At 62.4% G+C, this 25,363-nt stretch carries 24 protein-coding genes and 1 pseudogene; 16 read left to right on the top strand and 9 right to left on the bottom strand.

The genetic code is table 11. The annotated features are described in order from the left end of the window. The first annotated feature begins 296 nt into the window (after window positions 1–296). Window positions 297–1,016 (top strand): hypothetical protein, encoded by a 720-nt coding sequence (locus tag YH3_RS05535; RefSeq protein ID WP_003945935.1) that lies wholly within the window; start codon window positions 297–299, stop codon window positions 1,014–1,016. Between the two features lie 180 nt (window positions 1,017–1,196). After that, window positions 1,197–1,994: an AraC family transcriptional regulator gene (locus YH3_RS05530; RefSeq protein WP_031332820.1), complete on the top strand. Its 798-nt coding sequence runs from the start codon at window positions 1,197–1,199 to the stop codon at window positions 1,992–1,994. Between the two features lie 4 nt (window positions 1,995–1,998). Here YH3_RS05530 and YH3_RS05525 read toward each other — a convergent pair whose 3' ends face one another. Next, entirely contained in the window at window positions 1,999–2,988 is a 990-nt protein-coding gene (locus YH3_RS05525) for an iron-siderophore ABC transporter substrate-binding protein (RefSeq protein WP_003945426.1), read from the bottom strand. A 200-nt stretch (window positions 2,989–3,188) separates the two neighbouring features. Between YH3_RS05525 and YH3_RS05520 the strand changes: the two genes are divergently transcribed. Together YH3_RS05520 and YH3_RS05515 are read left to right on the top strand one after the other, a co-directional pair. After that, window positions 3,189–4,817, top strand: a complete 1,629-nt coding sequence (locus tag YH3_RS05520) for an ABC transporter ATP-binding protein (protein ID WP_064443088.1) — start codon at window positions 3,189–3,191, stop codon at window positions 4,815–4,817. Beyond that, window positions 4,814–6,595 carry an ABC transporter ATP-binding protein gene (locus YH3_RS05515; RefSeq protein ID WP_064443087.1) on the top strand — a complete coding sequence of 594 codons (1,782 nt, stop codon included), beginning with the start codon at window positions 4,814–4,816 and terminating at the stop codon, window positions 6,593–6,595. The genes YH3_RS05520 and YH3_RS05515 overlap by 4 nt, the downstream gene beginning before the upstream one ends. Window positions 6,596–6,629: 34 nt before the next feature. On the opposite strand, the pseudogene rlmB reads toward YH3_RS05515, so the two are convergent. From rlmB to carD, 5 genes and pseudogenes are all read right to left on the bottom strand, one after another. After that, window positions 6,630–7,533 (bottom strand): annotated as a pseudogene (gene rlmB, locus YH3_RS05510) (23S rRNA (guanosine(2251)-2'-O)-methyltransferase RlmB). Between the two features lie 2 nt (window positions 7,534–7,535). Beyond that, a complete protein-coding gene (gene cysS, locus YH3_RS05505; RefSeq protein WP_003945830.1) occupies window positions 7,536–8,930 on the bottom strand; it encodes a cysteine--tRNA ligase in 1,395 nt (464 codons plus the stop codon). Between the two features lie 11 nt (window positions 8,931–8,941). Beyond that, window positions 8,942–9,418, bottom strand: coding sequence for a 2-C-methyl-D-erythritol 2,4-cyclodiphosphate synthase (gene ispF, locus YH3_RS05500; RefSeq protein WP_047269647.1), 477 nt, complete (start codon window positions 9,416–9,418; stop codon window positions 8,942–8,944). Then, a complete protein-coding gene (gene ispD, locus YH3_RS05495) occupies window positions 9,419–10,117 on the bottom strand; it encodes a 2-C-methyl-D-erythritol 4-phosphate cytidylyltransferase (protein ID WP_003945606.1) in 699 nt (232 codons plus the stop codon). A gap of 22 nt (window positions 10,118–10,139) precedes the next feature. Further along, window positions 10,140–10,628 (bottom strand): RNA polymerase-binding transcription factor CarD, encoded by a 489-nt coding sequence (carD, locus tag YH3_RS05490; RefSeq protein WP_003945666.1) that lies wholly within the window; start codon window positions 10,626–10,628, stop codon window positions 10,140–10,142. A gap of 265 nt (window positions 10,629–10,893) precedes the next feature. Between carD and YH3_RS05485 the strand changes: the two genes are divergently transcribed. Together YH3_RS05485 and radA are read left to right on the top strand one after the other, a co-directional pair. Then, the gene (locus YH3_RS05485; RefSeq protein WP_007726888.1) at window positions 10,894–11,529 is read left to right on the top strand and encodes a lipoprotein; all 636 of its coding nucleotides are present in this window, start codon (window positions 10,894–10,896) and stop codon (window positions 11,527–11,529) included. A 98-nt stretch (window positions 11,530–11,627) separates the two neighbouring features. After that, complete coding sequence (gene radA, locus YH3_RS05480) at window positions 11,628–13,061, top strand: DNA repair protein RadA (protein WP_003945739.1); 1,434 nt, start codon at window positions 11,628–11,630, stop codon at window positions 13,059–13,061. Between the two features lie 23 nt (window positions 13,062–13,084). Here radA and YH3_RS05475 read toward each other — a convergent pair whose 3' ends face one another. Next, window positions 13,085–13,645 (bottom strand): PaaI family thioesterase, encoded by a 561-nt coding sequence (locus YH3_RS05475; protein WP_003945494.1) that lies wholly within the window; start codon window positions 13,643–13,645, stop codon window positions 13,085–13,087. A gap of 96 nt (window positions 13,646–13,741) precedes the next feature. Here YH3_RS05475 and disA point away from each other — a divergent pair, with 96 nt between their 5' ends. Then, window positions 13,742–14,827: a DNA integrity scanning diadenylate cyclase DisA gene (disA, locus tag YH3_RS05470; protein WP_024487741.1), complete on the top strand. Its 1,086-nt coding sequence runs from the start codon at window positions 13,742–13,744 to the stop codon at window positions 14,825–14,827. A gap of 25 nt (window positions 14,828–14,852) precedes the next feature. Here disA and YH3_RS05465 read toward each other — a convergent pair whose 3' ends face one another. Further along, window positions 14,853–15,602, bottom strand: a complete 750-nt coding sequence (locus YH3_RS05465) for a DUF4232 domain-containing protein (protein WP_064443473.1) — start codon at window positions 15,600–15,602, stop codon at window positions 14,853–14,855. 97 nt (window positions 15,603–15,699) lie between these two features. Then, on the bottom strand, window positions 15,700–16,338 hold the full coding sequence (locus YH3_RS05460; protein ID WP_007726896.1) for a carbonic anhydrase: 639 nt from the start codon (window positions 16,336–16,338) through the stop codon (window positions 15,700–15,702). A 228-nt stretch (window positions 16,339–16,566) separates the two neighbouring features. On the opposite strand from YH3_RS05460, the gene YH3_RS05450 reads away from it, so the two are divergent. Genes YH3_RS05450 through YH3_RS05410 form a run of 9 tightly spaced genes read left to right on the top strand, consistent with a single transcriptional unit; the run spans window position 16,567 to window position 25,348 of the window. Further along, window positions 16,567–17,421, top strand: a complete 855-nt coding sequence (locus YH3_RS05450; RefSeq protein WP_003945667.1) for an ABC transporter permease — start codon at window positions 16,567–16,569, stop codon at window positions 17,419–17,421. Then, complete coding sequence (locus tag YH3_RS05445; RefSeq protein WP_003945610.1) at window positions 17,421–18,266, top strand: ABC transporter permease; 846 nt, start codon at window positions 17,421–17,423, stop codon at window positions 18,264–18,266. The genes YH3_RS05450 and YH3_RS05445 overlap by 1 nt, the downstream gene beginning before the upstream one ends. Further along, window positions 18,263–19,447: an MCE family protein gene (locus YH3_RS05440; RefSeq protein ID WP_003945917.1), complete on the top strand. Its 1,185-nt coding sequence runs from the start codon at window positions 18,263–18,265 to the stop codon at window positions 19,445–19,447. The genes YH3_RS05445 and YH3_RS05440 overlap by 4 nt, the downstream gene beginning before the upstream one ends. Continuing rightward, window positions 19,444–20,454 carry an MCE family protein gene (locus YH3_RS05435; RefSeq protein ID WP_050656749.1) on the top strand — a complete coding sequence of 337 codons (1,011 nt, stop codon included), beginning with the start codon at window positions 19,444–19,446 and terminating at the stop codon, window positions 20,452–20,454. Before YH3_RS05440 ends, YH3_RS05435 begins: the two co-directional genes overlap by 4 nt. After that, window positions 20,451–21,443 carry an MCE family protein gene (locus YH3_RS05430; RefSeq protein WP_064443472.1) on the top strand — a complete coding sequence of 331 codons (993 nt, stop codon included), beginning with the start codon at window positions 20,451–20,453 and terminating at the stop codon, window positions 21,441–21,443. Before YH3_RS05435 ends, YH3_RS05430 begins: the two co-directional genes overlap by 4 nt. Further along, window positions 21,440–22,519: an MCE family protein gene (locus YH3_RS05425; protein WP_037132219.1), complete on the top strand. Its 1,080-nt coding sequence runs from the start codon at window positions 21,440–21,442 to the stop codon at window positions 22,517–22,519. Before YH3_RS05430 ends, YH3_RS05425 begins: the two co-directional genes overlap by 4 nt. Next, window positions 22,519–23,592 carry an MCE family protein gene (locus YH3_RS05420; protein ID WP_064443086.1) on the top strand — a complete coding sequence of 358 codons (1,074 nt, stop codon included), beginning with the start codon at window positions 22,519–22,521 and terminating at the stop codon, window positions 23,590–23,592. Before YH3_RS05425 ends, YH3_RS05420 begins: the two co-directional genes overlap by 1 nt. After that, window positions 23,589–24,827: an MlaD family protein gene (locus YH3_RS05415; protein WP_064443085.1), complete on the top strand. Its 1,239-nt coding sequence runs from the start codon at window positions 23,589–23,591 to the stop codon at window positions 24,825–24,827. The genes YH3_RS05420 and YH3_RS05415 overlap by 4 nt, the downstream gene beginning before the upstream one ends. Next, the gene (locus YH3_RS05410) at window positions 24,824–25,348 is read left to right on the top strand and encodes a hypothetical protein (RefSeq protein ID WP_042451875.1); all 525 of its coding nucleotides are present in this window, start codon (window positions 24,824–24,826) and stop codon (window positions 25,346–25,348) included. The genes YH3_RS05415 and YH3_RS05410 overlap by 4 nt, the downstream gene beginning before the upstream one ends. Window positions 25,349–25,363 lie beyond the last annotated feature (15 nt).

Here is a 25,363-nt window from a genome sequence, read left to right as displayed (position 1 = left end):
CTCTGTGTGGTTCCAGGACAACCGAATTCATTGATTACTGGAACTTGTTGCAACCCGACTCTCGAAGTACGATACAGTCGACCTGGACATTCGCCCAGCTTTTCGTCGAAATAGTCGACAATCAGTTAACGGCAGGCAATCGACACCGAAAAAGTCCTCTCAATTCGGACTTTTCCGTAAATTCTGCCGAACTGATACATAAGCAAGCGTCCGATAGGTTTCAATGGTTACCGCGGCGCAACCTTTGAAGAGTCATCCCATCGCCGTCAGCGTGAACCCCTCGAACGGAGAATTTCATGTCACGTTTTTCAATGCGCAAAACACTCACCGGAATCGCAATCGCTGCACTTGCCACCAGCGGACTCGTGATGACCGCAGGCACCGCGAGCGCCGATGCCACCCACCCGTCCGCGGCAACGGTCAACTCCTCCAACGTCCGAATCACCAAGAGCATCGTGGGCGACGGCGAAGTTGCACCCGGCGGCAAAGTCACCGTGCGCACGGTCATCTCCACAACAGGCCACCCCGAGCGTTACGTCGACCAGTTCGTCGACCGCTACCCCGCCACGTTCAAGTACATCCAGGGCACGGCAACGGTCAACGCGTGGCACTTGATCGGCGGTCAGAAGACCGAATCCGTCACGCCTTCGGTTGACACTGCCGCCCGAACCGTGAATGTGCCCAGCACCGGCTGGCTGATCTCACCCACCGGAAGCAAGACCGTGACGATCGAGGCGCAGTACCTCGTCGCCGACGATGCACCGATCGGCTCGTACCAGGAAATGTCGAGCTCGATCGGTATCTCGACGTTCAATACCGAACAGAACATCAGCGGCGTCTACGCCAAGATCCGCGCCAAGAACCCCGGCGAGGCGGCCGCATCGGGCTCGGCAGATCTGGGCTTCGGCTCTTCTGACGGCGAGGGCGGAACCGGTTCGGCCGGATCCTCCATCCTCGACAACCCGGCCGGCTTCATCTCCGACATCATCAGCGGTGTCCTGGCCAACGGCAGCTGATTCACTCGCTCCGCCTGCTCCACCTGTAAACACTCCGTCGGGGAATGTGTTCGAGGGTGGCATCGAGTCTTCGGACTCGGTGCCACCCTCGATCTTTTGTGGCGATCACACTCCGTCGCGCCTGCATCAAAGAACCAAATAGGAAAGCATTACCTAAGTCATTCGCGGTATGATCCACCGATGAGTTCCACAGGATTTCCGTACTGGGCTGTGCCGGCAGGCCGGTACGTTCCGCTCCCCTTCTCGATGACGACGTCCACCATCGGGCGTGATCAGAAGCGCGCGTGGCGTGAGATCCGCCATCCCGAACACGAACTCCTCTGGGGCGCTTCCGGCGAGATGAGCGCGTACATCGACGACGTTCGTTGGCAGATACCACCGACGGTCGGCATGTGGATTCCGGCTGGAACTCCACGGCGCATCACGCTCGGCGCATCCACCGAGGCTCGTTTCACCTATTTCCGGCCCGAGTCGTTCCCCCACCCGTGGACAAAACCCGCGATCATCGGCATCGACGACGTCGTCAAGACGATGCTCATCCATCTGCACCAGCGAAATATGCCTACCGAGGCTCGCTTGCGCGCCGAATCCGTAGTCTTCGACACGCTCGCGCCCATCGAGGCGGCTGATGTCGCAGTACCGATGCCCGCCGATCCCCGGGCCCTCGCCGTTGCACGCCGCCTGATCGCCGACCCCGCCGATCAACGCGGGCTTGCCGATTGGGCCTACGTGGTCGGCGGAAGCCCCCGCACCCTGAGCCGCGTGTTCTCTCAAGGCACGGGGATGTCCTTCACCGAGTGGCGAATTCAAGTTCGCGTCCGCGCTGCGATGTCCTATCTCGCTGCGGGCGTTCCTGTTTCGACGGTAAGCCGTCGCGTCGGATACGAAACCCCCAGCGCCTTCACCAGCGTGTTCCGCAAGGTCACCGGACGCACACCGAAGAACTACTACTCGGACGCGTGCGAGTTGTCAGCCTAACTGGTCAGAACCCGTTCATCTTCGAGACGAGTTCCGCGAAAGCATATTTGACGCTCAGCGACGTGGGTGAAGCCAAGGCCATGACTCGTGCCAGACCGAGCTGCTGAATCAGCCTGCCGTCCTTGACTGCCGGCAGGTCGGCAAACAACTTGTCCCCCATCAATCCGGGGAGCCCCTGCCCACTCGCGTCGTTGAGCACGATCACGTCCGCGTCCAGTTCGTTGTACTGTTCGCGCGATGCAGTCACCGACCCCTGGGTGTCGCCGCACAGCTCTGCGCTTCCGGCCGACTGCTTCAGTCCGAGCTGGGACATCAGGATGACTCGGCCGTCGTCAGCGCAGTAATTGGTGAGGCCGTCGATGTTTCCCGAGAGGAAGGTCAAGGTTTTCCCGTTCAGATTGGGGGATCCGGCAGCCAGGTCGGCTATGGAATCGTCAGTTTCCTCGATCAGCTCGGCAGCCCGCTTCGGTTGGCCGAGTACTGATCCGATGGTCGACAACTGTTCCTGCCACGTGGTCGCCCATGCGGTCTCCTTGAACGGAATGGTGGGTGCGATCTGGGAAAGACGTGCATAGTCGTCTTCGGTGATTCCCGAGACCACTGCGATGATCACGTCCGGCTCCAACGCCAGGATCTGCTCGAACGGCACACCGGACGTGCTGTCGAGCAACGTGGGTTCGACATCGCCCAACAATTCTTCGTCCCACGGCAGGATGCCGTTCTCCAAGCCTGCCCCACTGAACGACTCCATGGCGACGGGTGTCTTGCCCAGTGCGAGGACCGAATCCTGGCTGTTCCAGCCGATCGTCACGATCCGCTGAGGTTCGGTCTCGATGGTGGTCGACCCGTACGCGTGATCAACGGTGACCGGCAGCGCGCCGGCCTCGGCCAACTGCGTCGTGCCCTCCGACGCTGTTGACTCGGTGCTGCTCTGGCAGCCTGCGAGCAGGGCAATCGCGGCCAACGCAGCCACTATTCGGGTAGTGCTCTTCATCTTCTGTCAGCTCTCTTCGCAAACGTACTTTGTTTCGACCAGCCAGGTATATCGAGACCCGATCCCGGTAATGGGGTGTCGATACTCCATCTGTCCGCTGCCGCGTAGCCCTTGGCATCTGCGAGCACTTTCCGCACTCGCACCGGCTCTACCGTAGAACTGCACAACGAGTGTTCAGATCTGGGCGAGGAGTTTCACGAGTGTCAGCGCTGCCCGAAACTCGTTCCGGTCCGATGGAGATGATCCGAGTCGGATCATTCTCCTCCGGACGCGGCCCGCGACTGGTTGCAGCCGTCACCGGGCAGGCGTCGTATCAGGTAGCTCAAGCCCTCATCCCGGTGCTGATCGGCACCGTCGTCGACCGGGCAATCGGAAAGTCCGACAGCACAGCACTTCTCGTGTGGCTTGCGGTGCTGTGTGCTCTGTTCGTGGGACTCGCTCTGTCGTGGCGCATCGCAGTTCGCCTGAACACGCAGGTCTTCGTCTACGGCGAACACGACCTACGACTGAATGCTGCCAGACGAATACTCGATGCCAGGGGGATGAAAGCTCAGCGTTCGACCGGTGAAGTTCTCACCATCTCTACCTCGGATGCCTCACACGTCTCGGGCTTCTCCTGGGTTGTCGCCGAACAGGGCTCGGCATTTGCGGGGCTCGCCGCGGCAGTGATTTCGCTTGCCTTCGTCTCGTGGCCGCTCGCACTGATCGTCGTACTCATCACCGCTGCGCAGCTCATATTCATCCACAAGATCAGCGGTCCGTTGGACGAGCGCGTGTATGCAGAGCAGAAGAAGGCAGCCGAGGCAGGCATGCTTGCAACGGATTTCACGCTGGGACTGCGGGTACTGAAGGGTTTCGGGGCTGAACCCACCGCCCTGTCGCGATACGTCAACGCGAGCCGGGAGTCGATGAAGGCAGCGATCCGGACGGTCAGAGCAATGTCCAGCCTGACCGCGCTCAATTCCGGGGTCTCCGCGTTGGTGCTGGCTTCGGTTGCGCTTGGAGCCGCGTGGATGGCGCATCAAGGCACGATCACCGTGGGCAACTTCGTCACCGTTGTCGGCTTGAGCAGAGTGATTGCCGGTCCGATGGAAACGCTGGGGTTCTTCGGTGCCGAACTCGCTGCCAAGCGAGGTTCCGCGCGCAGACTTTCCGAACTGTTGGCCGAGCCACACCTGATCGAATCGCTGGCCGCCACGGCCACGACCGAACCTGCCAGAAGTGGAGACGCCCTATTGATTTCGGCGGACAACGGAACTGTCGTCTCAGCTCGACGCGGAGAAGTGGTGGGCGTGCGCGCTGACGATTCCGCCGACCGACTGGCACGACAACTCGCCTATCAGACCCCGCTCGCCCCCGACTCTTACTTCGTATTCGGCACCGATGCAACCGACCTCGGCCCGGACGGAGTTCGTGATCAGGTGTTCGTCTCCGCCCATGAAGGAACCGTGTTCACCGGCACCGTCTTCGACAATCTGGCTGCACCGAACGTCGACTCGTCGGCAATGACGTCATCTGCGCTCGACGACGTGTTGACGCATCTGCCCGACGGCCACCTCTCCGAGGTAGGCGAGCAAGGAAAGAAACTCTCCGGAGGTCAACGCCAACGCCTTCTCCTCGCCCGCGCTCTCCATCAACCCCAGCCGATCCTGGTCCTCCACGAACCCACCACTTCCGTGGACTCTGTCACCGAGCATCGAATTGCACACTCGCTGAGAAACTTCCCCGACAAGGCCATTCTGGTGATCACCTCGAGCCCGACCCTGCTCCATTCGTGTGACCGTGTCGTCACGATCGACCACGGCGTTCGGGAGGGAGAGTCGCTGTGACCGATACCCTTCCGGATGCATCTGCTGTTCCGGTTGTATCTGCCCTGCCGATCGCGTCGACCAAGCAGACCGTCCGCGCATTGATCGCACTGCTTCGGCCACGCAAGCGAGCGCTCGCACTCACGACCGTCGTGCTTCTCTCTGCTACGGCCTGCGGCCTGTCCACCCCGGCACTGCTCGGACTCATGGTCGATGCGGTCACGGAGGGCAAACCGTTTGCCTCACTCCTGCGTATCACCGCGTTCATGCTCGGCGCAGCGGCAGCAGGGGTTGCGCTGACCTGGTGGAGCACACAGCTTCTGGCGAACGTCGCGCAGAACGTGCTGGCCGACCTTCGTGAGGACGTGTTCGCCGCCACCCTCGCGCAGCCGTCGTCACTGGTCGAGGATGCCGGAACCGGTGATCTGATTTCCCGGGTCTCGGGCGACGTCGAAGCGGTAAACACCGTCATCGCGCGAGTACTACCCGCCACCGTGTCTGCCCTGTTCATGATTTCACTGACGCTTGTCGGTGTGGGAGTGATCGATTGGCGCTTCACCGTGGCAATCGTTGCCGTTGCGCCGATTCACTATTTCGCTCTTCGTCATTTCCTCCGACGCTCCGGACCCGTCTACCGACGCTCTCGCGCTGCGCAGGCCAGGCGGGGACAACAGCTCATCGAAACTCTCGGAGGCGCAGGCACTGTCACTGCCCTGCGGCGAACAGACGAGCACATCGACCGAATCGCCGAGACCTCCGAGCATGCCATCAGCTTCGACATGCAGGCAGTTCGCCTGCGCACCAACTTCTTCGCCCAACTCAACGGCGCCGAACTGCTCGGACTGGCCGCCGTCCTGAGCGTCGGCTACTGGCTCGTGACCACAGACTCGGTGTCCATCGGGGCCGCTACCGCCGCCGCCCTCTACTTCCACAGTCTGTTCAGCCCCATCGCGGTATTTCTCTCGAACATCGACGAATTGCAGGATGCGGGTGCCAGCCTGGCTCGCCTGATCGGAGTCACCGCGATGCCCAGGCGGCCCACGAGCATTCCTGCCTCGGCTCGGTCCGAACCCATCGGCGTCGAGGTGGACCGGGTTTCCTACTCGTACGACAACTCCACCCCGGTGATCGATTCGATCTCGATCTCGATCGCACCGGGGGAACGAATCGCCGTCGTCGGAAGCAGCGGCGCCGGAAAGACCACGCTCGCCAAACTGATTGCCGGCATCATTCCCGTCGGGGACGGGCGAATCACCGTCGACGGCACACTGATTGACGACCTGAGTGATGCCGAACTTCGGCACGAAGTCGTCCTCGTCAGCCAGGAAGTTCACGTGTTCGTCGGGACGATCGCCGACGATCTCCGGTTGTGTGCACCAGATTCGGACGATGCGAAGATCGCCGAAGCCGTCGACACGATGAAAGCTCAATGGATTCATGAACTTCCGGACGGACTCGAGACCAGGGTCGGGGCCGGTGGGTACCAGTTGACGGCAGCGCAGGCACAGCACATAGCCCTCGTCCGACTGGCTCTGCTCGATCCTCCCGTCGTCATCCTCGACGAGGCGACTGCCGAAGCCGGAACCACCGCAGCCGGTCTACTCGATCAGGCAGCCGAACTAGCAGTCACCGGCCGGACCGCCGTGGTGATCGCACACCGGCTGAGCCAAGCAGTCCGCGCCGATCGCATACTCGTCATGAGCGGTGGCCGCGTAGTCGAGAGCGGGACACATGACGAACTGATCGGCGCGGACGGTTCCTACGCTGCACTGTGGGAAGCCTGGTCGGTACGGAGCTAGAACCCCGCCAGACTCACCCGAAAGCCGTTAGAACTCAGCTGCTACGACGCCTGCGGGCGATGTCCGCCAGGACGACTCCGGCGGCAACCGAGGCGTTGAGCGACTCGACCGGACCGGCCATCGGAATCGACAGGATCGCGTCGCAGTTCTCGCGGACGAGGCGCGAAAGGCCCTTGCCCTCGGAACCGACCACGATCACAACGGGACCGCTGCCGTCGAAATCGTCGAGAGTGGTGTCGCCCTCGGCGTCGAGACCGACGACCTGAACACCCTTCGATGCCCAGTCCTTGAGCGTGCGGGTGAGGTTGGTTGCCCGAGCAATCGGCAAACGAGCGGCAGCGCCGGCGCTGGTACGCCAAGCGACAGCACTCACGCTCGCGCTACGACGCTCCGGAATCACGACGCCGTGTCCACCGAAAGCTGCGACCGAGCGCACGACGGCACCCAGGTTGCGGGGATCGGTGATGTTGTCCAGCGCGACGAGCAGCGGCGGCTCGGCATGCTTGCGTGCCTCCGAGAGAAGATCGTCCGGGTGCGCGTAGCGGTACGGCGGAACCTGCAGGGCGATGCCCTGGTGAAGACCGTTGGCGCTGAGGCGATCCAGATCGGTGCGGGGGACCTCGAGGATCGAGATGCCGGCATCCGCAGCGAGCTGAACGGATTCCTTCAGTCGATCGTCGCTCTCGGTGCCGACGGCGACCCACAGTGCAGTCGCGGGAACGCCGGCGCGTAGGCACTCGACCACCGGGTTGCGTCCGAGCACTGTCTCGGGACCGTCGAGAACCTTGCGGCGCGGGATGCTTGGTGCGTGCCTCGGCGGGCGGCGTAGCGCCACGCCCTTCGAGACCGCGACGGTGCTTACCGCCGGAACCGGCAACCTGGCCCTTCTTGGTGCCGCCCTTACGGACTGCGCCGCGCCTGCTCGAGTTTCCAGCCATTGTTACTGCCCTGCCTTAAGGGACCATTCGGGTCCGTCGGGAGTATCGGTTACTTCGATACCCGCCTTGATGAGGCGATCGCGGACCTCGTCCGCCACCGCCCAGTTCTTTTCCGTACGTGCCTGCTGCCGACGATCGAGATCGGCCCGCACCAACACGTCCAAAGCTTCCATTGCCGTCTCGGTGTCGCCACCGGACTGCGTCCAATGCTCGTCGAGTGGGTCGACGCCCAGGATCGCGAGCATGGCCCGCACCTGGCCGGCAGCCACCCGAGCCGCGTCGAGATCACCGGCAGCGAGCGCGGAATTACCCTCGCTCGCCTTGCCGTGAATCTCGGCCAACGCGATCGGCACCGACAAGTCGTTGTCGAGAGCCGCCGCGAAACCTTCGGTCCACGTACCGAGTTCGACGCCACCCGCACGCTTGTGTGTGCGCAGGACGAACGACTCGAGCCCCTGGTAGGACTTCGCACTTTCGTCCAACGCCTCGTCCGAGTACTCGAGATTGGAACGGTAGTGCGCACTACCGAGGTAGTACCGAAGTTCTTGCGGACGAACCTTCTTGAGCACGTTCGGCACCGAGAGAACGTTGCCCAACGACTTGGACATCTTCTCGCCACTCATCGTGACCCAGCCGTTGTGCAACCAGTACTGAGCGAAATCGTCGCCGGCGCACTTGGCCTGCGCAATTTCGTTCTCGTGGTGCGGGAAGACGAGATCGCGTCCACCACAATGGATGTCGAATGCCGCCCCGAGGTAGAACTCCGCCATGGCCGAGCACTCGAGGTGCCAGCCCGGACGGCCGGGTCCCCACGGCGTCGGCCACGAGGGCTCACCGGGCTTGACGGCCTTCCAGAGGGTGAAGTCGCGAGGATCACGCTTGCCCTCGGCCGCACTCTCGCCCTGATGAACGTCGTCGAGTTTGTGGCCGGACAGTGCGCCGTACTCGGGGTAGCTCTGCACGTCGAAGTAGACGTCACCGCCCGCCGCGTACGCGTGGCCGTTCTCGATCAGACGTTCCATCATCTCGACCATCTGCGTCACGTGACCGGTGGCCCGCGGCTCGATGGACGGCGGCAGCACACCCAGTTGGTCGTAGGCCCACGTGAACGACCGCTCGAACGTCGCCGCCCACTCCCACCAAGGTCGACCGGCGCCGGCGGCCTTGTTGAGAATCTTGTCGTCGATGTCCGTCACGTTGCGCACGAAGGCAACGTCGTTGCCGTGCGCCAACAGCCAGCGTCGCAGCACGTCGAAAGCGACGCCGCTACGAACGTGTCCGATGTGAGGATCACCCTGAACTGTCGCCCCACACAGGTACACCGATGCATGTCCGGGGGCCAACGGAACAAAATCCCGAAGGGCCCGCGTACCGGTGTCGTATAGGCGCAGGGTCACGACCAGCGATCTTACCTGTCGTGTTCGGTTGTCATGACCAACGCGGTGGCCATGGCGGCGATCCCCTCGCCGCGACCGGTCAAGCCGAGGCCGTCCGTGGTGGTCGCGGACACCGAAACAGGCGCGCCGAGAATGTCCGAGAGCACCTTCTGTGCCTCGTCGCGACGTGGCCCGATCTTCGGACGGTTGCCGATGACCTGCACCGCGGCGTTGCCGACGGCGAACTGGTTCTCTTCGAGCAGTCGGCGAACCTCGGCAAGCATTCGAGCGCCGCTCACGCCGTCCCATTCGGGCCTGCCGGTGCCGAAAACCGAACCGAGGTCACCGAGGCCCGCCGCAGAGAGCAACGCGTCACACAGCGCGTGGACGGCGACGTCGCCGTCCGAATGGCCCGAGCACCCGTCTGCTTCCTCGAACAGCAACCCGGCCATCCAGCAAGGACGACCGACCTCGATGGGATGAACATCCGTGCCGAGACCGACGCGCATCTAATTTCCGTCCTGTGAATCCGCACTCAACGCTGTCTCCGAGCTCAGGAGCGCCCGTGCAAGGACCAGGTCGAGCGGAGTGGTGATCTTGAAGGCGAGGGCGTCGCCGGGAATCGTCTGCACCGAAACACCGAGCCGCTCGACCAGAGCGGCGTCGTCGGTCGCGGCGACGTCACCGGCGTCGTACGCACTGCGCAGGACGTCGGTGGAGAATCCTTGGGGAGTTTGAACCGCACGCAACTCCGAACGCAGAGGCGTACCGGTGACTGCGCCGAGTACGTCGACCGACTTGATCGTGTCGGTAACCGGAAGTACCGGGATGACAGCGGAGCTGCCGGCTCGGAGAGTGTCGACGACGCGCGCGATCAACGCCGGCGGTGTCAATGCCCGTGCGGCATCGTGCACGAGTACAAAATCTGCGTCGCCGGCAGCACTGAGGCCGGCTCGAACCGAATCGGTTCTTTCGGCACCACCGCCGACGACGTCGACGTCCGCTGCACGACCGAGGTCGGCTACGACGGATTCGACCAGTTCAGGCGGCACAATGACAACAACGCGGTCGATCGCTCCGGATTTCCGGAGTCCATCGACCGCGCGTGCAAGCATGGTGCACCCACCGAGTTCGACAAATGCCTTGGGCAATTTCTCGCCCAATCGCACTCCCCGACCTGCGGCAGGTACCAGGGCTACTACTGCCACTGTCAGCTTTGTTGTGTTGCAGTCAGGACGCGGCCGCGAGGACCTCGTCGAGAATGGTCTCTGCCTTCTCGGTGTCAGTGCCCTCGGCGAGCGCGAGCTCTCCGACGAGAATCTGACGAGCCTTGGCGAGCATGCGCTTCTCACCAGCGGAAAGTCCGCGGTCCTGCTCACGACGCCACAGGTCACGAACAACTTCTGCAACCTTGTTCACGTCACCTGAGGCAAGCTTCTCGAGATTTGCCTTGTATCGACGAGACCAGTTGGTGGGCTCTTCGGTGTGCGGTGCTCGCAGAACCTGGAAAACCTTGTCGAGGCCTTCTTGGCCGACCACGTCACGAACTCCGACGTACTCTGCGTTGTCTGCAGGAACCCGTACTGTGAGATCGCCTTGAGCGACCTTCAGAACCAGGTACTCCTTCTGCTCACCCTTGATGGTGCGGGTTTCGATAGCTTCGATCAGCGCCGCACCGTGATGGGGGTATACGACGGTGTCTCCGACCTTGAAAATCATGTGTCCCGTGCCCCTTTCGATTCCACTAGTTTAACACGTGAAAGAACCGACCACTCATCAACTGTGCAGGTCAGGGGCATCCTTGCTCGAGCGTAGGGGTTGACAGGGCTTGTTGTACGTGCATTCAACTGGTCTGGAGCACCCCTGCGTAACGGACTGAAAGCCCACGCAGACAACCGTTGTGGCGACCCGACGGCCAGCCCGCGGGACCTTATCTACTACTCTGCCTAGTGGAGTGCGAACCTGACGCCGTGGAGGACAAATCGTGACTGCTATCCGTAAGCCGACTCGTCGAGTCGCTACCGCCATTGCACTGGCTGCAGGCGCAGCCATCGCGCTGTCCGCTTGCGGTTCCGGACAGGTGAGCCAGACCGCCGTCCAGCAGGCCGCCGTGAACGGCAACAGCGCCGACCTCGGTGAGATCGCACTGCGCAACGTGCACATCGCTTACCCCTCGTCCGAGGAGTACAGCATCGAGCCGGGCGGCAACGCCGTGCTCGCGTTCACCGTCGTGAACGACAGCGCCGAGACCACGGACAAGCTCGTCAGCATCACCACCGATTACGCAGCACGCGTCATCGCAGGTGAAGAGGTAGGTGGCTTGACGATCAAGCCGCAGACGTCGCTGCAGGCCGGTCAGTTGCCCGCAGGCGAAGGCGCCGCGACCGAGGCCGAGACCCAGATCAAGAACAACGAAGAGAACGACGACGCACCCGCTGCGCTCTCTCTCGTCGTTCTGCAGGACATCAAGGCAGGCGTTCGCCCCGGCTTGACCGTCCCGATCACCTTCAAGTTCGAGAAGGCCGGATCGGTCACCGTCGACGTACCTGTCGACGCAGGCCCGCAGCTCGAGCGCAACGAGTCGGACAAGTCGCCCGACGTTGCAGAAGCTGGGCACTGAGCCTCGAATTATCAAGGCGCACAATGCGCCTCGCAGAACAACTTCAAAATCACACTAGAGGCGGGGTCCATGTCGGACCCCGCCTCTAGTCTGTCCCGGTGGCCAAAGTGAAATCGAACTACCGCTGCTCCGAATGCCAGTCGGTAGTGCCCAAGTGGGTCGGTAGATGTCCGGACTGCGATTCGTGGGGCTCGATGACCGAGGTCGCCGTAGTGGCACCCGTCGCCAGTCGCGCCGGCGCCTCACTCGCCAAAGCAGGATCAAGCGCCGTGCTGCCTACGACGCCGGCCACGCCGCTGACACAGATCGACAGCACCTCGACGCAGGCCAAACCCACGGGGATCGGTGAGTTGGACCGCGTCCTCGGCGGTGGCGTCGTACCGGGTTCGGTGGTGCTGCTCGCGGGCGAGCCCGGCGTCGGAAAATCGACGCTACTTCTCGAGGTCGTCTACCGCTGGGCGATGCGCAGCGCGGATGATCGAGCGTTGTACGTCACGGGCGAGGAGTCCGCCGGTCAGGTTCGACTTCGGGCAGATCGCACCAACTCTGTCCACGAACGGATGTATCTGGCGGCCGAATCCGATCTCGCGACCATCCTCGGCCACATCGAGCAGGTCAAACCGACACTGGTCATCGTCGACTCGGTGCAGACCATGCTTGCTGCCGACGTCGACGGGGTCGTTGGCGGCGTGACTCAGGTCAAGGCCGTCACCAGCGCCCTGACCTCCCTGGCCAAGGCCAGTGGAATTCCGGTGCTTCTGATCGGCCACGTCACCAAGGACGGCGCCGTCGCCGGTCCGCGCTCGCTCGAGCATCTCGTGGACGTGGTTCTGCACTTCGAAGGTGACAAGCACTCCACCCTGCGCATGGTCCGCGGCGTGAAGAACAGATTCGGTGCGGCCGACGAGGTCGGATGCTTCGAGCTGAGCGAGCAGGGCATCAACGAGATCAGCGATCCGTCCGGCCTGTTCCTGCATCACCGTGAAGAAGCTGTGGAAGGCACTGCCGTCACCGTGATGATGGACGGTAAGCGACCTCTACTCGGTGAAGTTCAGGCGCTCGTCGCCGCCACGCCGCTACCGACACCTCGCCGAGCCGTCAGCGGGCTCGACACCGCCCGTGTGGCCATGGTTCTGGCCGTGTTGGAGCGCCGCGTCGGAGTGTCGATCTCGAAGGCCGACGTCTACGCCGCGACCGTCGGCGGTATGCGGATGACCGAGCCGGGTGCCGATCTGGCTCTCGCCATTGCGGTCGCTTCCGCCGTGAAAGCCAAACCCGTCCCCAAGGGGCTCGTCATCCTCGGCGAGGTCGGACTCGCCGGGGAGGTTCGACGGGTTGCCGGGGTGAACCGACGGCTGATCGAAGCTGCCCGACTGGGATTCACCAGCGCCATCGTGCCGGTCGATTCCGGCCCGAACATTCCCGGCATGCGCGTCAACGAAGTAGCGAATCTGGCCGAGGCACTGGCCTACGCCGGATTGATGGGCGGCAAACAAGCCCCCTCTCGCCCCAAGCTCACGCCGGTGAAGTGATCGTCGTTCGGCCGACTACCTCGTCAGACCGACGAGGTGCCGAACGGGGACGTCGGTTCGCCGTCCACGAACTCCTTGGTCTTGGCGAAGTGTTCCGAGGTGATGGTCAGGAACAGTCCCCGGGACGTTCCCACCACCGTGTCCGGATCCGCTGTCGGACCTTCGACGATCACCGCTTCTGCACTGGTGTAGACCTTGCGGCGTACAACGCCGTCGATGCGAGCCCGGAATTCGAGCACCGATCCCAACGGGATCGGCCGGGCGAAGTCGATCTCGAGGTGCCCGGTCACCACCGGCGAGCCGAGAGCCATACATGCCATACCTTGAGCCTCGTCGAATGCCGTCGACAGAATGCCGCCGTGAATGACACCTGGACCGCCCTGATACTTCTTGGCGACCTCCAGACGACCGGTCACTTCCAGTCCGTTACCAGCCCTGAAACTCATCGCCATTCCCGCAGGCTGGTCGTCGCCGCAGCCGAAGCATTTCGACCAGTGCTGAGGCAGCTTCTCGCCGGCGGCCGGAAAGAATTCGACCGGCTCCGGGACAGTCAGGTCATCAGGCAGGGTCCAGGTACTACTCATGGATAGGTAATCTAAACGGGGATCCGTCCGGCGCAGGCATCGGACCCGACCGAAGTGACATCGACCTCAGCAGGGAGTTTCTCAATGATCAGTGCGATGGCGGACACACAGTCGTCGTCGGCATTGCGAGAGACCATCGCCAGGTTGGCGCCGGGTACCGCTTTGCGAGACGGGCTCGAACGAATTCTGCGCGGCCGTACCGGCGCGCTGATCGTCCTCGGATACGACGAGGAAATGGAAGCGCTGTGTGACGGCGGATTCAACCTCGACGTGGAGTTCGCACCGACCCGATTGCGCGAGCTGTCGAAGATGGACGGCGCGGTTGTCCTCTCGACGGACGGCACACGCATCGTGCGTGCCAACGTCCAGCTGGTTCCCGATCACAAGATTCCCACCGTCGAATCCGGCACGAGGCACCGCGCTGCCGAGCGCACGGCAATTCAGACCGGCTATCCCGTGGTCTCGGTCAGTCAGTCGATGTCGATCGTCAGTGTGTACGTCGGCGGCATCCGGCACGTCATCGACGGCTCGGCCACCATACTTTCGCGCGCCAACCAGGCCGTCGCGACGCTCGAACGATACAAAGCGCGACTCGACGAAGTGACACGGCAACTGTCGGTCGTCGAGATCGAGGATTTCGTGACTCTGCGCGACGCGTTGACCGTCGTACAGCGCCTCGAAATGGTTCGCCGCGTGTCGATCGAAATCGAACAGGATGTCCTCGAACTCGGCACCGACGGTCGCCAGTTGGCACTGCAGCTCGAAGAACTGGTCGGCGACAACGACATTGCACGTCAACTCATCGTTCGGGACTATCTTGCCGGTCCCGAACCCATCGGCACCGCGGCGATGGACAACGTCCTCGTCGCACTCGATCGCGTCACCGACGCCGATCTACTCGATCTCACGACTCTTGCGCGTGTTCTCGGTTATCCGGGCACGATCGAAGCCCTCGACACTCCGATGACTCCTCGCGGATATCGCGTGCTGATGCGTGTACCTCGATTGCAGTTCCATCAGATCCACCGGCTGGTCGGATCCTTCGGCACTCTCCAGTCGCTGCTGGCCGCTACGGCTGCTGATCTGCAGTCGGTCGAGGGCATCGGCGGGCTGTGGGCGCGTCACATCCGTGAGGGACTTTCCCGGCTCGCGGAAACGTCGATCACCGGATCCTTCAACTAGCGGGCCTGTTCGGGCTTGCCCGCGCTCATGCGATGTTGAACGGCTCCGGGGAGCTTCGCAGTGCACCGAGCTGCCCGACAACCGTGTAAGCGCCTGCGCCCACCGGATTGCGCTCGGGGTTCTGCGCGGTCGCGCACTCGGGGGTCGACGTCGTGGCCGACCAGGCGACCTTGAACGCAGCTTGCTCGCCGGGCGCGAGATTGCGTACGTCGGCTGCGGGCTGTGGGTAGCAGTCGACGTTGGACCACAACCGGGTCTTGCCGTCGATGCTGTAGACGAGCACCTGCTGAAGGCCGCCCGCCAGATCTCGATCACAGGGTGCCGAACCGATGTTGGTGATGACGATCGTGAACGACGGCTCTTCGCCGGGAGCGAAGGTCGCCTTGTCTGCGGTGGCCTTGACTGCCAGCGACGAGTCGGCGCACTGACCGGCCGGGACCGGAGCCCCGGTGGTCGACGAAGAGGAAGAAGACGAAGACGAAGACGATCCCGAAGCCTGCGTGCCCGAGCCACCTGATCCACCGGCAGCGCCGCCACCCGAGCCACCGCCACCGTCCGGCGCGTTGGAGCCGGAAGGGTTGGGGGTGAAGGAGACGTCCGTCGTCAGCGAGGAACTCGCAGCGGCCGAATCGGCCTCCGGGGTATCACTTCCACCGCCGAAGAGGGCGGACGCCGCCCAGATGATCAACGCCAGTGCAATGACGGCGGCACCAATGGCCAGCGCCCGGCGACGCCAGTAGATCTCGGGGGGCAGTGGTCCATTAGGTTCCAACACGGACTCAACGGTAGTTGGCGCAGGGTCCACTAACCGTCAGCTGAGGCGGCGTGTCGGTACCCATTGTCTGCTGCCAGGTACCACTGCCCCGGAAGATCTAACCCTCGACGGTCTCGACGCTCTCGCCGATGTCGCCGACCGCGCCCTGAACTCGCATGTGACCGTCGGACAATGTGTACGTGACGCCGACGATCGCGCACGCACCCTTGTCCACCTTGTCGGCGATGATCCGGGACCTCTGCATGATCAGCGAGCCGGTCTCCACGACGTGACGGCCTTCGAGTTCGTCCACGGTGGACAAGCCCTCGTTGCGGCCCATCAGGATGGACGGAGCAACACGCTCGACCACACTGCGGATGAATCCGTCGGGAACTGCGCCCTTGTCCAGGGCGTCGAGCGTTGCCTTCACGGCACCGCAACCGTCGTGCCCGAGGACGACGATGAGCGGCACGTTGAGCACGTGAACCGCGTACTCGATGGAACCGAGCACCGAATCGTCGAGCACGTGACCTGCAGTGCGCACGACGAACATGTCGCCGAGACCCTGGTCGAAGATGATCTCGGCGGCTACGCGCGAATCACCGCAACCGAACAGCACCGCTGTGGGGTGCTGCCCATCGACGAGTTTCGCGCGGTCCGCGATTCCCTGGCTGGGGTGAATGGACGCGTCGTTGACAAATCGCTCGTTGCCTTCGCGAAGGGACTTCCAAGCGGAAATGGGGCTTGATCGTGGCATTCACTCATTGTGCACCCGCCGCATTTCGGGCTCTCGCCGGGAAGGTTGCGTGGACGCAAACGAAAGTTCCGCGTCGACATTCGCGCCCGGTGATGAAGTGGCCGAAATGGAACTTACTTCAGAGTCAGTTTCCTGATACCGTCTCCGAACGTGACCTGGAGCACTTCGAGCTCCCGAGTGTGATCGAAGAAACCCGACCAGAACGATTCGGCCGGAGAGGGGGATGGCGTGAGCACCGAAGCTACGACGACCGGGAATGGAACAACCGGGGAAACAACTGCTGTCTCCCCCGCCAAGACGAACATGTTCTCGAACCTGCTCTCCGAGATCGGACTGCTCTTCACCTTCACCGTTCGCGTGTGCGTTGCGGCGTTCACATCTCTTCGACACAAGCGCCTCGCCTGGCGTGAGGCGCTCGACCAGATGTGGTTTCTCGCCCACGTCACCTCGGTCGCGTCCGCTCTGGTGATGATTCCCCTCGGTGTCGGGGTAGCACTGCAGATCGGTGCGCTCGCAGATCAAATCGGCGCGGGTGCGTACAGCGGTGCCGTCGTCGCGTTCCTCATCATCGGACAGGCCGGCCCCCTGGTGTGCGCCCTGATCATCGCCGGTGTCGGCGGTTCCGCAATCTGCGCAGATTTGGGAGCGCGAACGATACGCGAGGAAATCGATGCACTCGAAGTGCTCGGTCTACCCGTGCTCGAACGCCTGGTCGTACCCCGGATGATCGCCATTGCCGTCGTCTGCCTCCTACTGAACTCGATAGTTCTCGTAATCGGTTTGGGCGCAAGCCTCTTCGTTCACGTCCTGATACTCGACGGCAACGCACAGAGTTTCCTGCGCAATCTCGTTCAATTCAGTCAACCCAGCGACTTCGTCGTCTCCGGCATCAAAGCCGTTGCCTTTGCTCTCATCTCGGGAATCGTGGCCTGCTACAAGGGCCTGACCGTCAAGCGCGGAGCTCAAGGCGTCGGCGACGCAGTCAACGAGACCGTCGTGCTCTCGTTTGTCCTCGTGTTTGTCGCCAACCTCGCAATTACTCAGTTCTACCCACTGTTCGTCTCGGTGAAAGGTGCCTATTGATGCACCTGCCCATCGCAATTCGTGCCAAGCGGGTCAGTTCGCGGACCGTCGACGGCCTGAGTCGACTCGGCGATCAGTTCACGTTCCACGCGCGTGTCATCACCTCGATTCCGGCAACCCTCAAGCGCTATTGGCGTGAAGTCGCCCGTCTCGTCGCCCAGGTGGCATTCGGTTCGGGCACCCTGCTCGCCGGAGGCGGCAGCGTCGTCGTGATCTTCGCGATCTCGTTCTTCGCCGGTTCCCAGATCGGACTCGAGGGCTACCGCGGACTCAACCTCGTCGGCCTCGCACCGCTGTCCGGCGTGATGTCCGCCATCGCGAATACTCGCGAGGTGGCACCACTCGTTGCCGCAATCACCCTGGCAGCCAAGGTCGGAACCGGATTCACCGCGCAGCTCGGAGCGATGCGGATCTCCGAGGAAATCGACGCGCTCGAAGTCATGGCGATTCCCTCGCTGCGGTACCTGGTCACCACCCGAATGATCGCGGCGCTCATCGCGGTGGTCCCGCTGTACCTGGTCGGCCTGTTTGCTTCGTACATGGCAACGGCGCTTGCGGTGATCCGGGTCAAAGGCCAGTCGGAGGGAACGTACGGCTACTACTTCAGTCTTTTCCTCTCTCCCAACGACATCTGGTTGTCCTTGATAAAAGTCATGGTGTTCGCGGTCGTCGTGACCCTCGTGCACTGCTACTACGGTTACACCGCGACGGGTGGACCCGAAGGCGTCGGACGAGCCGCCGGACGAGCGTTGCGCACCAGCATCGTCTTCCTTGCATTCACCGACGTCGCGATGACCATTGCGCTGTGGGGACTCAAACCTCACGTACCCGGGCTGACCGGATGATCGTCACGAATTCCAGCCGAATCACCCTGGCACTGCGGGGTTTACTCGCCGTGGTCATCCTGATCCTCGCCTACGTCTTCTTGTTCAGCAGAGGTACGGACTCCACCGGTTCCACACCGCAGGTCAGTGCTGTCGTCCCCGCCAGTGCCGGTGCGCTGCGAGTCGGATCCTCGGTACAGTACCGCGGCGTCGTCGTCGGCGCTGTGGCCGAGATCGAGCCGGGCACCACCGCTTCGACTGTCTCACTCGCGATCGACGAGGGAGCGTTCGAGGACATACCGTCGACAAGTCAGGTGCGACTGATGCCCCGCAACATCTTCGGCGACTTCTTCGTAGACCTGATTCAACCTGACGGACTCTCGCGTGGTCCTGCTCTCGTGCCGGGTACCGAATTGGTATCCGATCAGTCCGAAGTCGCGGTCCAGCTCTACCAATCGATCTCACGGATCTACTCGCTCGTTTCTTCCCTCGACCCCGCCGACATCAACGTCGCACTCACGGCAGTCTCGGACGCGTTGAGCGGCAAGGGAAACCAGATCGGCGAATCGCTCGATTCAGTCCACCAAGCGTTGGTCGGTGCGCAGCCCGTCATCGACGGACTCGGTGACGACCTCGACGACATAGCCACCCTCGCCGACAGTCTCTCGACGAGTGCGCCGGACATGCTCGCCGCATTCGAGAACTCCATCACCACATCCAAGACCGTCGTCGAGAAATCCGACGGGTTGGCGGGGCTTCTGCGTGCCGGCACCAGCACGGGAGCTGCTGCCACGAGTCTGATCGGTGACAATCGCGACCGCATGATCACCTTGGTCGACGACGCCGATTCCCTGACCGGCGCAATCACTTCGCGGCCGGACCACATCACCACCTTCTACAACGGCCTGCGCAATCTCACGATCAAGCTCCCGCCCGCGTTGGCGCATGGTCCGTGGCTCAGCACCGATCTACGGCTGTCCGTCACAGATCTGTATCCGTACGGAAAGACCGACTGCCCACAGTACGACGGAACCCGCGGACCCAACTGTCCTGCCGCCGCGACCGCGTTCGGCGGAACCGTCGGCCCGGTCGGCAGCCCTGCCGAACAGTCCCTGATCTCGGCTCTCACCCAGGGCGGTACAGCTTTGGACACTCTCGTGGCGGGGCCGGTATTTCGCGGCACGACGGTGGTGGGCGGATGAGCGTGAAGAAATCTCTGATCAGGTTCGGACTGTTTGCTGCACTGTCGATTCTCGCCACCGTGGTTGTGGTGAGCACCCTGATCAACCCAGTCTCCGGGTCGAGTTCGCAGTACCGGGCCGTCTTCGTCAATGCCTCCGGCCTGGTCACCGGCAGCGATGTTCAGATCGCCGGGGTGCGAGTAGGGCGCGTCGACAGCGTCGAGCTGGTGAACAACCAAGCCGTCGTCGGCTTCGAACTCGAATCTGCACAACGTATTCCGTCCGACGGTCGCGCTGTGGTGAGGTACGCAGACCTGTTGGGAGCGCGAACAATTTCGATCGAACCCGGACAGGCCGAACGCGCAACAGGCAACTACCTCTCCCCCGGGGCCACAATTCCCGTGGAACAGACTCAGCCGGCGATCGACCTCACCGACATCCTCGGCGGATTCCGTCCCCTGTTCGACGCACTTGACCCCGCAGAAGTCAACGAGCTTGCCGCACAGGTCGTCCAGGTATTCCAAGGACAAGGTTCCACCATCGAAAGCCTGCTGGAGCGCACTGTTGCCGTCACCGAGAACTTGACGTCCCGGGACGCGATCTTGGACCAACTACTGAACAACCTCGACCGGGTCCTTACCGTGACCACGACGAATCGACCCAACTTCGTCGAGATGATCAACACGCTCGACACACTGGTCGGCGGTTTGGCACAGGACCGCCAACAGATCTCGGCCGCAGTGGATTCCGCAGGCGCACTGACTTCTTCACTTCAGGACTTGGTGACGGGCGTGGAACCGGACTTGGCTGGCGCGCTGACTTCGATCGATCAGTCGGCTCGCGTCGTCGTCGACAATCGTGAGTCGCTGGCGACCGGTATCACCGCTTTCGATCAACTGTTCACCCAGTTGGGGATCGCGATGAGCTACGGAAGCTGGGCGAACATCTACATCTGCAACTTCCGGCTCAGCGCGCTGGACCAATCGGTGACCCTCGGCGGCCCCGAGCGTTCGGCGGTGTGCCGATGAACTGGCTCACCGTCAAGAACCCGGTCCGCAACGGAATCATCTGCATCCTCGTCGGAGTCGGTGTGGTTCTGGCCGCACTCGTTGTCCCTCAACTGATCTTGAAGGTCAAGACCAACGAGTACCACGCCGTCTTTGCCAACGCCACCGGGTTGACGCAGGACGATCCGGTCAACGTCGCGGGAGTCCCGAGCGGGGTGGTCACCTCGTTGGCGGTCAGCGGCAACTCGGTTGAAGTCACCTTCCGACTCGACGACGGCGTCACTCTCGGCGAAGACTCCCGTGCGGACATCAAGATCTCGACTCTGCTCGGCCGACGCTCGCTCGACGTCACTCCGAACGGATCGCGCTCGTTACCCGCAGGTTCGACCATCCCCATCGAGAACACGAGCGTTCCCTTCACTCTCGACGATCTCGGTCGAGGAGCACAATCCACGTCGGAAAACCTTGATCTGCAACAACTGCGAAACATGCTGACCGTGGTGTCCGACAACTCACCGGACGATCCCGAACTCATTCGCCGCTCACTCGAGGGAATCGACGCACTCTCCGGAGTAGTCAACGACAACGACGTTGCGCTCCGTTCCCTTCTCACCGGAGCGCAGCAGACGACCGCAACACTGATCGAGCAGAAGGACACTCTGGAAACCCTTCTGGGGAATGCGGATCTGGTGATATCCACGATCGCCGACCGGCGAGATGTGCTGAATGCGCTTGTACAAGACCTCAATCAGTTGAGCACCACACTTGCCCAGTTCCTGGGCGACAACCAGGCTTTGATCGACTCGGTCATGGGAGACATCCACGTGGTGACGGGAGTTCTGTCCGAGAACGAACAATCACTGACCACACTGCTCGACAACTTCGCCCCCAGCGTCCGCTACGTCACCAACGCAACCGGTAACGGCAACTGGCTCGACCTCAACTCACCCTCCACCCTCATCCCGGACAACTGGTTGTGCGTCGTCGGGCTCGTTCAGGGGTGTCGATGACCACGACCGTCAAGAAACTCGCCGTGCTGGCAGCGATTGTGATCTGCGCGATCGGTGCCGTCCTGTTCGTCACGCGTGACGAACACAGACTCACTCTCACCGCCGAATTCACCTCGACCGACGCTATCTTCACCGGGAACACAGTGACGATTCTGGGAGTTCCCAGCGGGAGGGTCGAGAGCGTCACGCCGGAAGGGTCCCGGGTACGAGTGGCGCTGAGCCTGCCATCCGGAACACGTATACCCGCCGACGCGCAGGCCTGGGTCCTGTCTCCCTCGGTCATCAGTGACCGCACGATCGAACTCGGCCCCGGCTACGAGGACGGTGAGTTCCTCACCGACGGCGCGGTGATCCCTCTCGAACGCACTCACTCCCCGCTGACGTGGGACCAACTCACCGCATCGGTGAACGAATTGACGGTGGCGCTCGGCCCTGGCGCCGACGGCGGCGGGATCGGTGACCTCATCGGAGAAGGCGCCCACGCGTTGGACGGCAACGGGCAAGCATTCAACGATGCCGTTCGGTCCATCTCACAGGCCAGTTCGGTGCTGGCGGGTGCAAGTCCCGACATCTCCGAACTGGTGAAGAACCTGAACACCCTCGTGCAGTTGATCGCGGACAACCAGACCAAGGTCGACTCCCTGTCGAACTCGGTGACAGTCACCGCCCGCACGTTCAGCGCCCAGCGAGAAGACATCAGCGGGGCGCTCGATTCCCTGACCACGTTGCTCGGACAGGTCTCAGCGCTACTCGCCGAACACGGCGAGGCGGTCACCGCCGATCTGGGTACGCTCGCACAGTTGGCCGGTGCAGTCGCGACCAAACAGGATCAACTGCGCGAGATCATCGAAACGGCACCAACGGGATTCGAGAACGTCGCCAACCTCGTCACCGAAGAAGGCCGAGCCAGAGCACGATTGAACGTCGCCACCGATCTCTCACAGTTCGACACGACGAGAGAACTGTGCGAGAAGATGCCGATACCGCTGTGCACAGGGCCGGGAATCGTCAATCCCATCGAATTTCCTTCGGCAGGCAGCTCCGACCTGGCACGCATCCTCGGTGGGGGTAACTGATGGCGTCGAACAAGTCCGTGGTGAGCGTTGTCGTGGCACTTGTCATCGCCGCGCCATTGACCGGCTGCAGTCTCAACTTCCAGCACCTCCCCCTCGGACGCGGTCTGCCAGGAGAGTCGTACCCGCTGAACATGGAATTCGTCGACGCGTCGTTACTTCCCGTCGGCGGCGAGGTGCGGATCGGCCAGGCATTGGTCGGCAGAGTCACGTCGATGAGCGCGCAAACCTTTGCAGCCGTGGTACATACCGAAATCGCGTCGGACATCGAACTACCTGTCGGCACCCGCGCTCGGATCGAGCTGTCGACCCCGATCGGCGATGCGTTCGTCAACCTCGAAGTTCCGGTCGATCCAGCGGGCCCCATTCTCGAACCAGGTTCCACCATCGAGCGATCGGAGACCGTGCGCGGACCCGATGTCGCACAACTGCTCGGCGCCGTCGGAACTCTGTTGAACGGCAGTGGGTTGGCGCAGGTCAAGAACATCGTCAGTGAGGCTGATCAGATTCTCGACGGCAGGGAGGAGACGATCCGCGATCTGCTTGCACGCCTTGACACTTTTCTCGGAACACTTGACGACCGAAAGGAATCGATCAATTCGGCACTGGATTCGCTGAACCGGCTCAGCGCTCTGATCGGTGACGAGAGCACCACGATCGACGAAGGCTTGCGCACACTCACACCCGCATTGGGCGTGATCGCCGACCAACGACAACCGCTCCTCGATCTACTCGACGAAACCGATCGGCTCAGTACCGCAACCAATTCCGTACTCGACCAGTCGGCCGACCAGATTTCCGAGATCACCGGACGACTGTCACCCATCCTCGACCAGTTCTCGGCAATGGGCCCGACACTGAGTGAGACCATGTCCAACCTGGACAACGCAAGAGTGCTCCTCGAGCGCGCCAGCCCAGGTGATTACGTGAACATCGACCTCGACGTCGATGTCGAGGGCACCGTGACCGGGGTGCTCAACGAGATAATCCCGGGCGCCGCACCGCCACTGCCACCTCTGCCCGCCTCCGATCGGGAACTGCCGATCACGACACCCCTGCAAGGAGGAACGCGATGAAGAACCGAACCGTCTATTTCGAGATCGTCGCCTTTCTCCTCATCGCGGTGGTCAGCACGACGTACGTACTCCGGCAAGTCGGTGCCGGAGATCCGTTCACCGGAACCTTCTCGGTCACCGTCGAATTGGAGAACGCAGCCGGGATCGCACCGGGTTCGGAGGTGGCATACCGCGGCGTCACTGTCGGCGACGTCGAGTCGGTGGAGGTGGACTCTGCCCAGGACCTCGTCGTGATGACGTTGAGCATCGCCGCCGACAAACAGATCCCCAACGATTCGCATGTGGCCATCAGCCAGGACACCGCCGTTCCGGTATTGAAAGTTCAGTTGTCCTCGCAGACCGACGGCGGCCCGTATCTGGTTGAAGGTTCCGTCGTTCCGACTGAGCGCACTTCGATCCCGGTCGCGTTGGGAACCGTGATTGCGAATTTCAACGCTGCTGCCGACACCGTCGATCCGGCAGACCTGCGAACCCTCTCGCACGAACTCGGCGAGGGATTGAACGGATTGGGTCCGGATCTGCAGGCGCTCGTCGACAACTTCGACGTGCTCGCGCGCACTGTCCAATCCGATCAACCGCGTGTCAACACACTCGTCGAGAACTCGCGCTCACTGTTCACTGCGAACGAGGAAAATGTTGACGCTCTTCCCGAAGTTGCACTCACACTTCGCCAATTGACAGATCAGGTACGAAACTCCGATCCGCAACTGCGCACACTCCTCGATCGAAGCCCGAGTGTTCTCGACAATCAGATACTGCCTCTCATCGAACAGAGTCGTGAGCCGTTCAGTCTGCTGTTGGCCAATTCTCTCGTCTCCACTCAGATCGTCACTGCACGGATGCCCGCCGTCGATGCCTTGTTGGTGGTGGTGCCCAAAGGATTCGAGAAGTTCGGAAGTATCGTCAAAGACGGACGGGCACAGCTTGATCTGATCACAGCACTCGGACCGGTCTGTATCTACGACACGCCCCGGCGATCGGTACAGGACACCTCACCGACCACGCTCGACAAGAACCAACACTGCGCGGACCAGTCGGGCCGGATCCAGAATCGCGGATCGCAGAACGTCCCCACCGGAACTGGAACGATCGACGGGGTTGCCGAATACGATCCTGCCCTCGGAACGGTCGCAGCCGGTGACGGAACGTCGATTCGTCTGGGCCTCAACGGTGGTCAGAACACCGTTCTCGGTGACAACTCGTTTGCCGCACTACTAGTACAAGGAACGCAATGACCGAGACAACCGAACCCCAGACGCCCACAATCGTCGACAAGCCCAAGCGGCTTCGCAAGCAGACCGTAGCGATCGTTGCCGGCGCCCTGGTCGTGGTCGCGGCGCTCGGATGGGGCGCATTCGCGACCTGGCAGAAATCGGTCGACGAAAACGCGCGTATCAGCGCCCTGGACAGCGGACGGCAATTCGCCACTGATCTTGCGACGTACAACTTCCAGAACCTCGATCAGAATCTTTCCGTGGTCCGTGACAATTCTGTCGGCGAATTCGCCGGTCAGTACGCCCAGGTGGCAGCCAACTTGCAGAACATGATCGTGCAGTATCAGGCGACCTCGTCCGCTCAGATCATTTCAGCCGGGTTGGCGAGCAGTGATCGCGACAACGCCGAGGTGCTCGTGTTCCTCGATCAGACGATCACGAACACCAACTCCCCCGATCCGAGAATCGACCGCAACCGGATGCAACTTTCGCTGGTCCGCGAGGACGGCGAGTGGAAACTGAGTAACGTGCAGTTGTTGTGACTTCGTCGCGGCGTA

The sequence above is a fragment of the Rhodococcus sp. YH3-3 genome (assembly GCF_001653035.1).
In the GTDB taxonomy this organism is placed as follows: domain Bacteria; phylum Actinomycetota; class Actinomycetes; order Mycobacteriales; family Mycobacteriaceae; genus Rhodococcus_F; species Rhodococcus_F qingshengii.
Note: the sequence above shows the minus strand (reverse complement) of the source record. Positions and strands in the feature narration are given on the sequence as shown.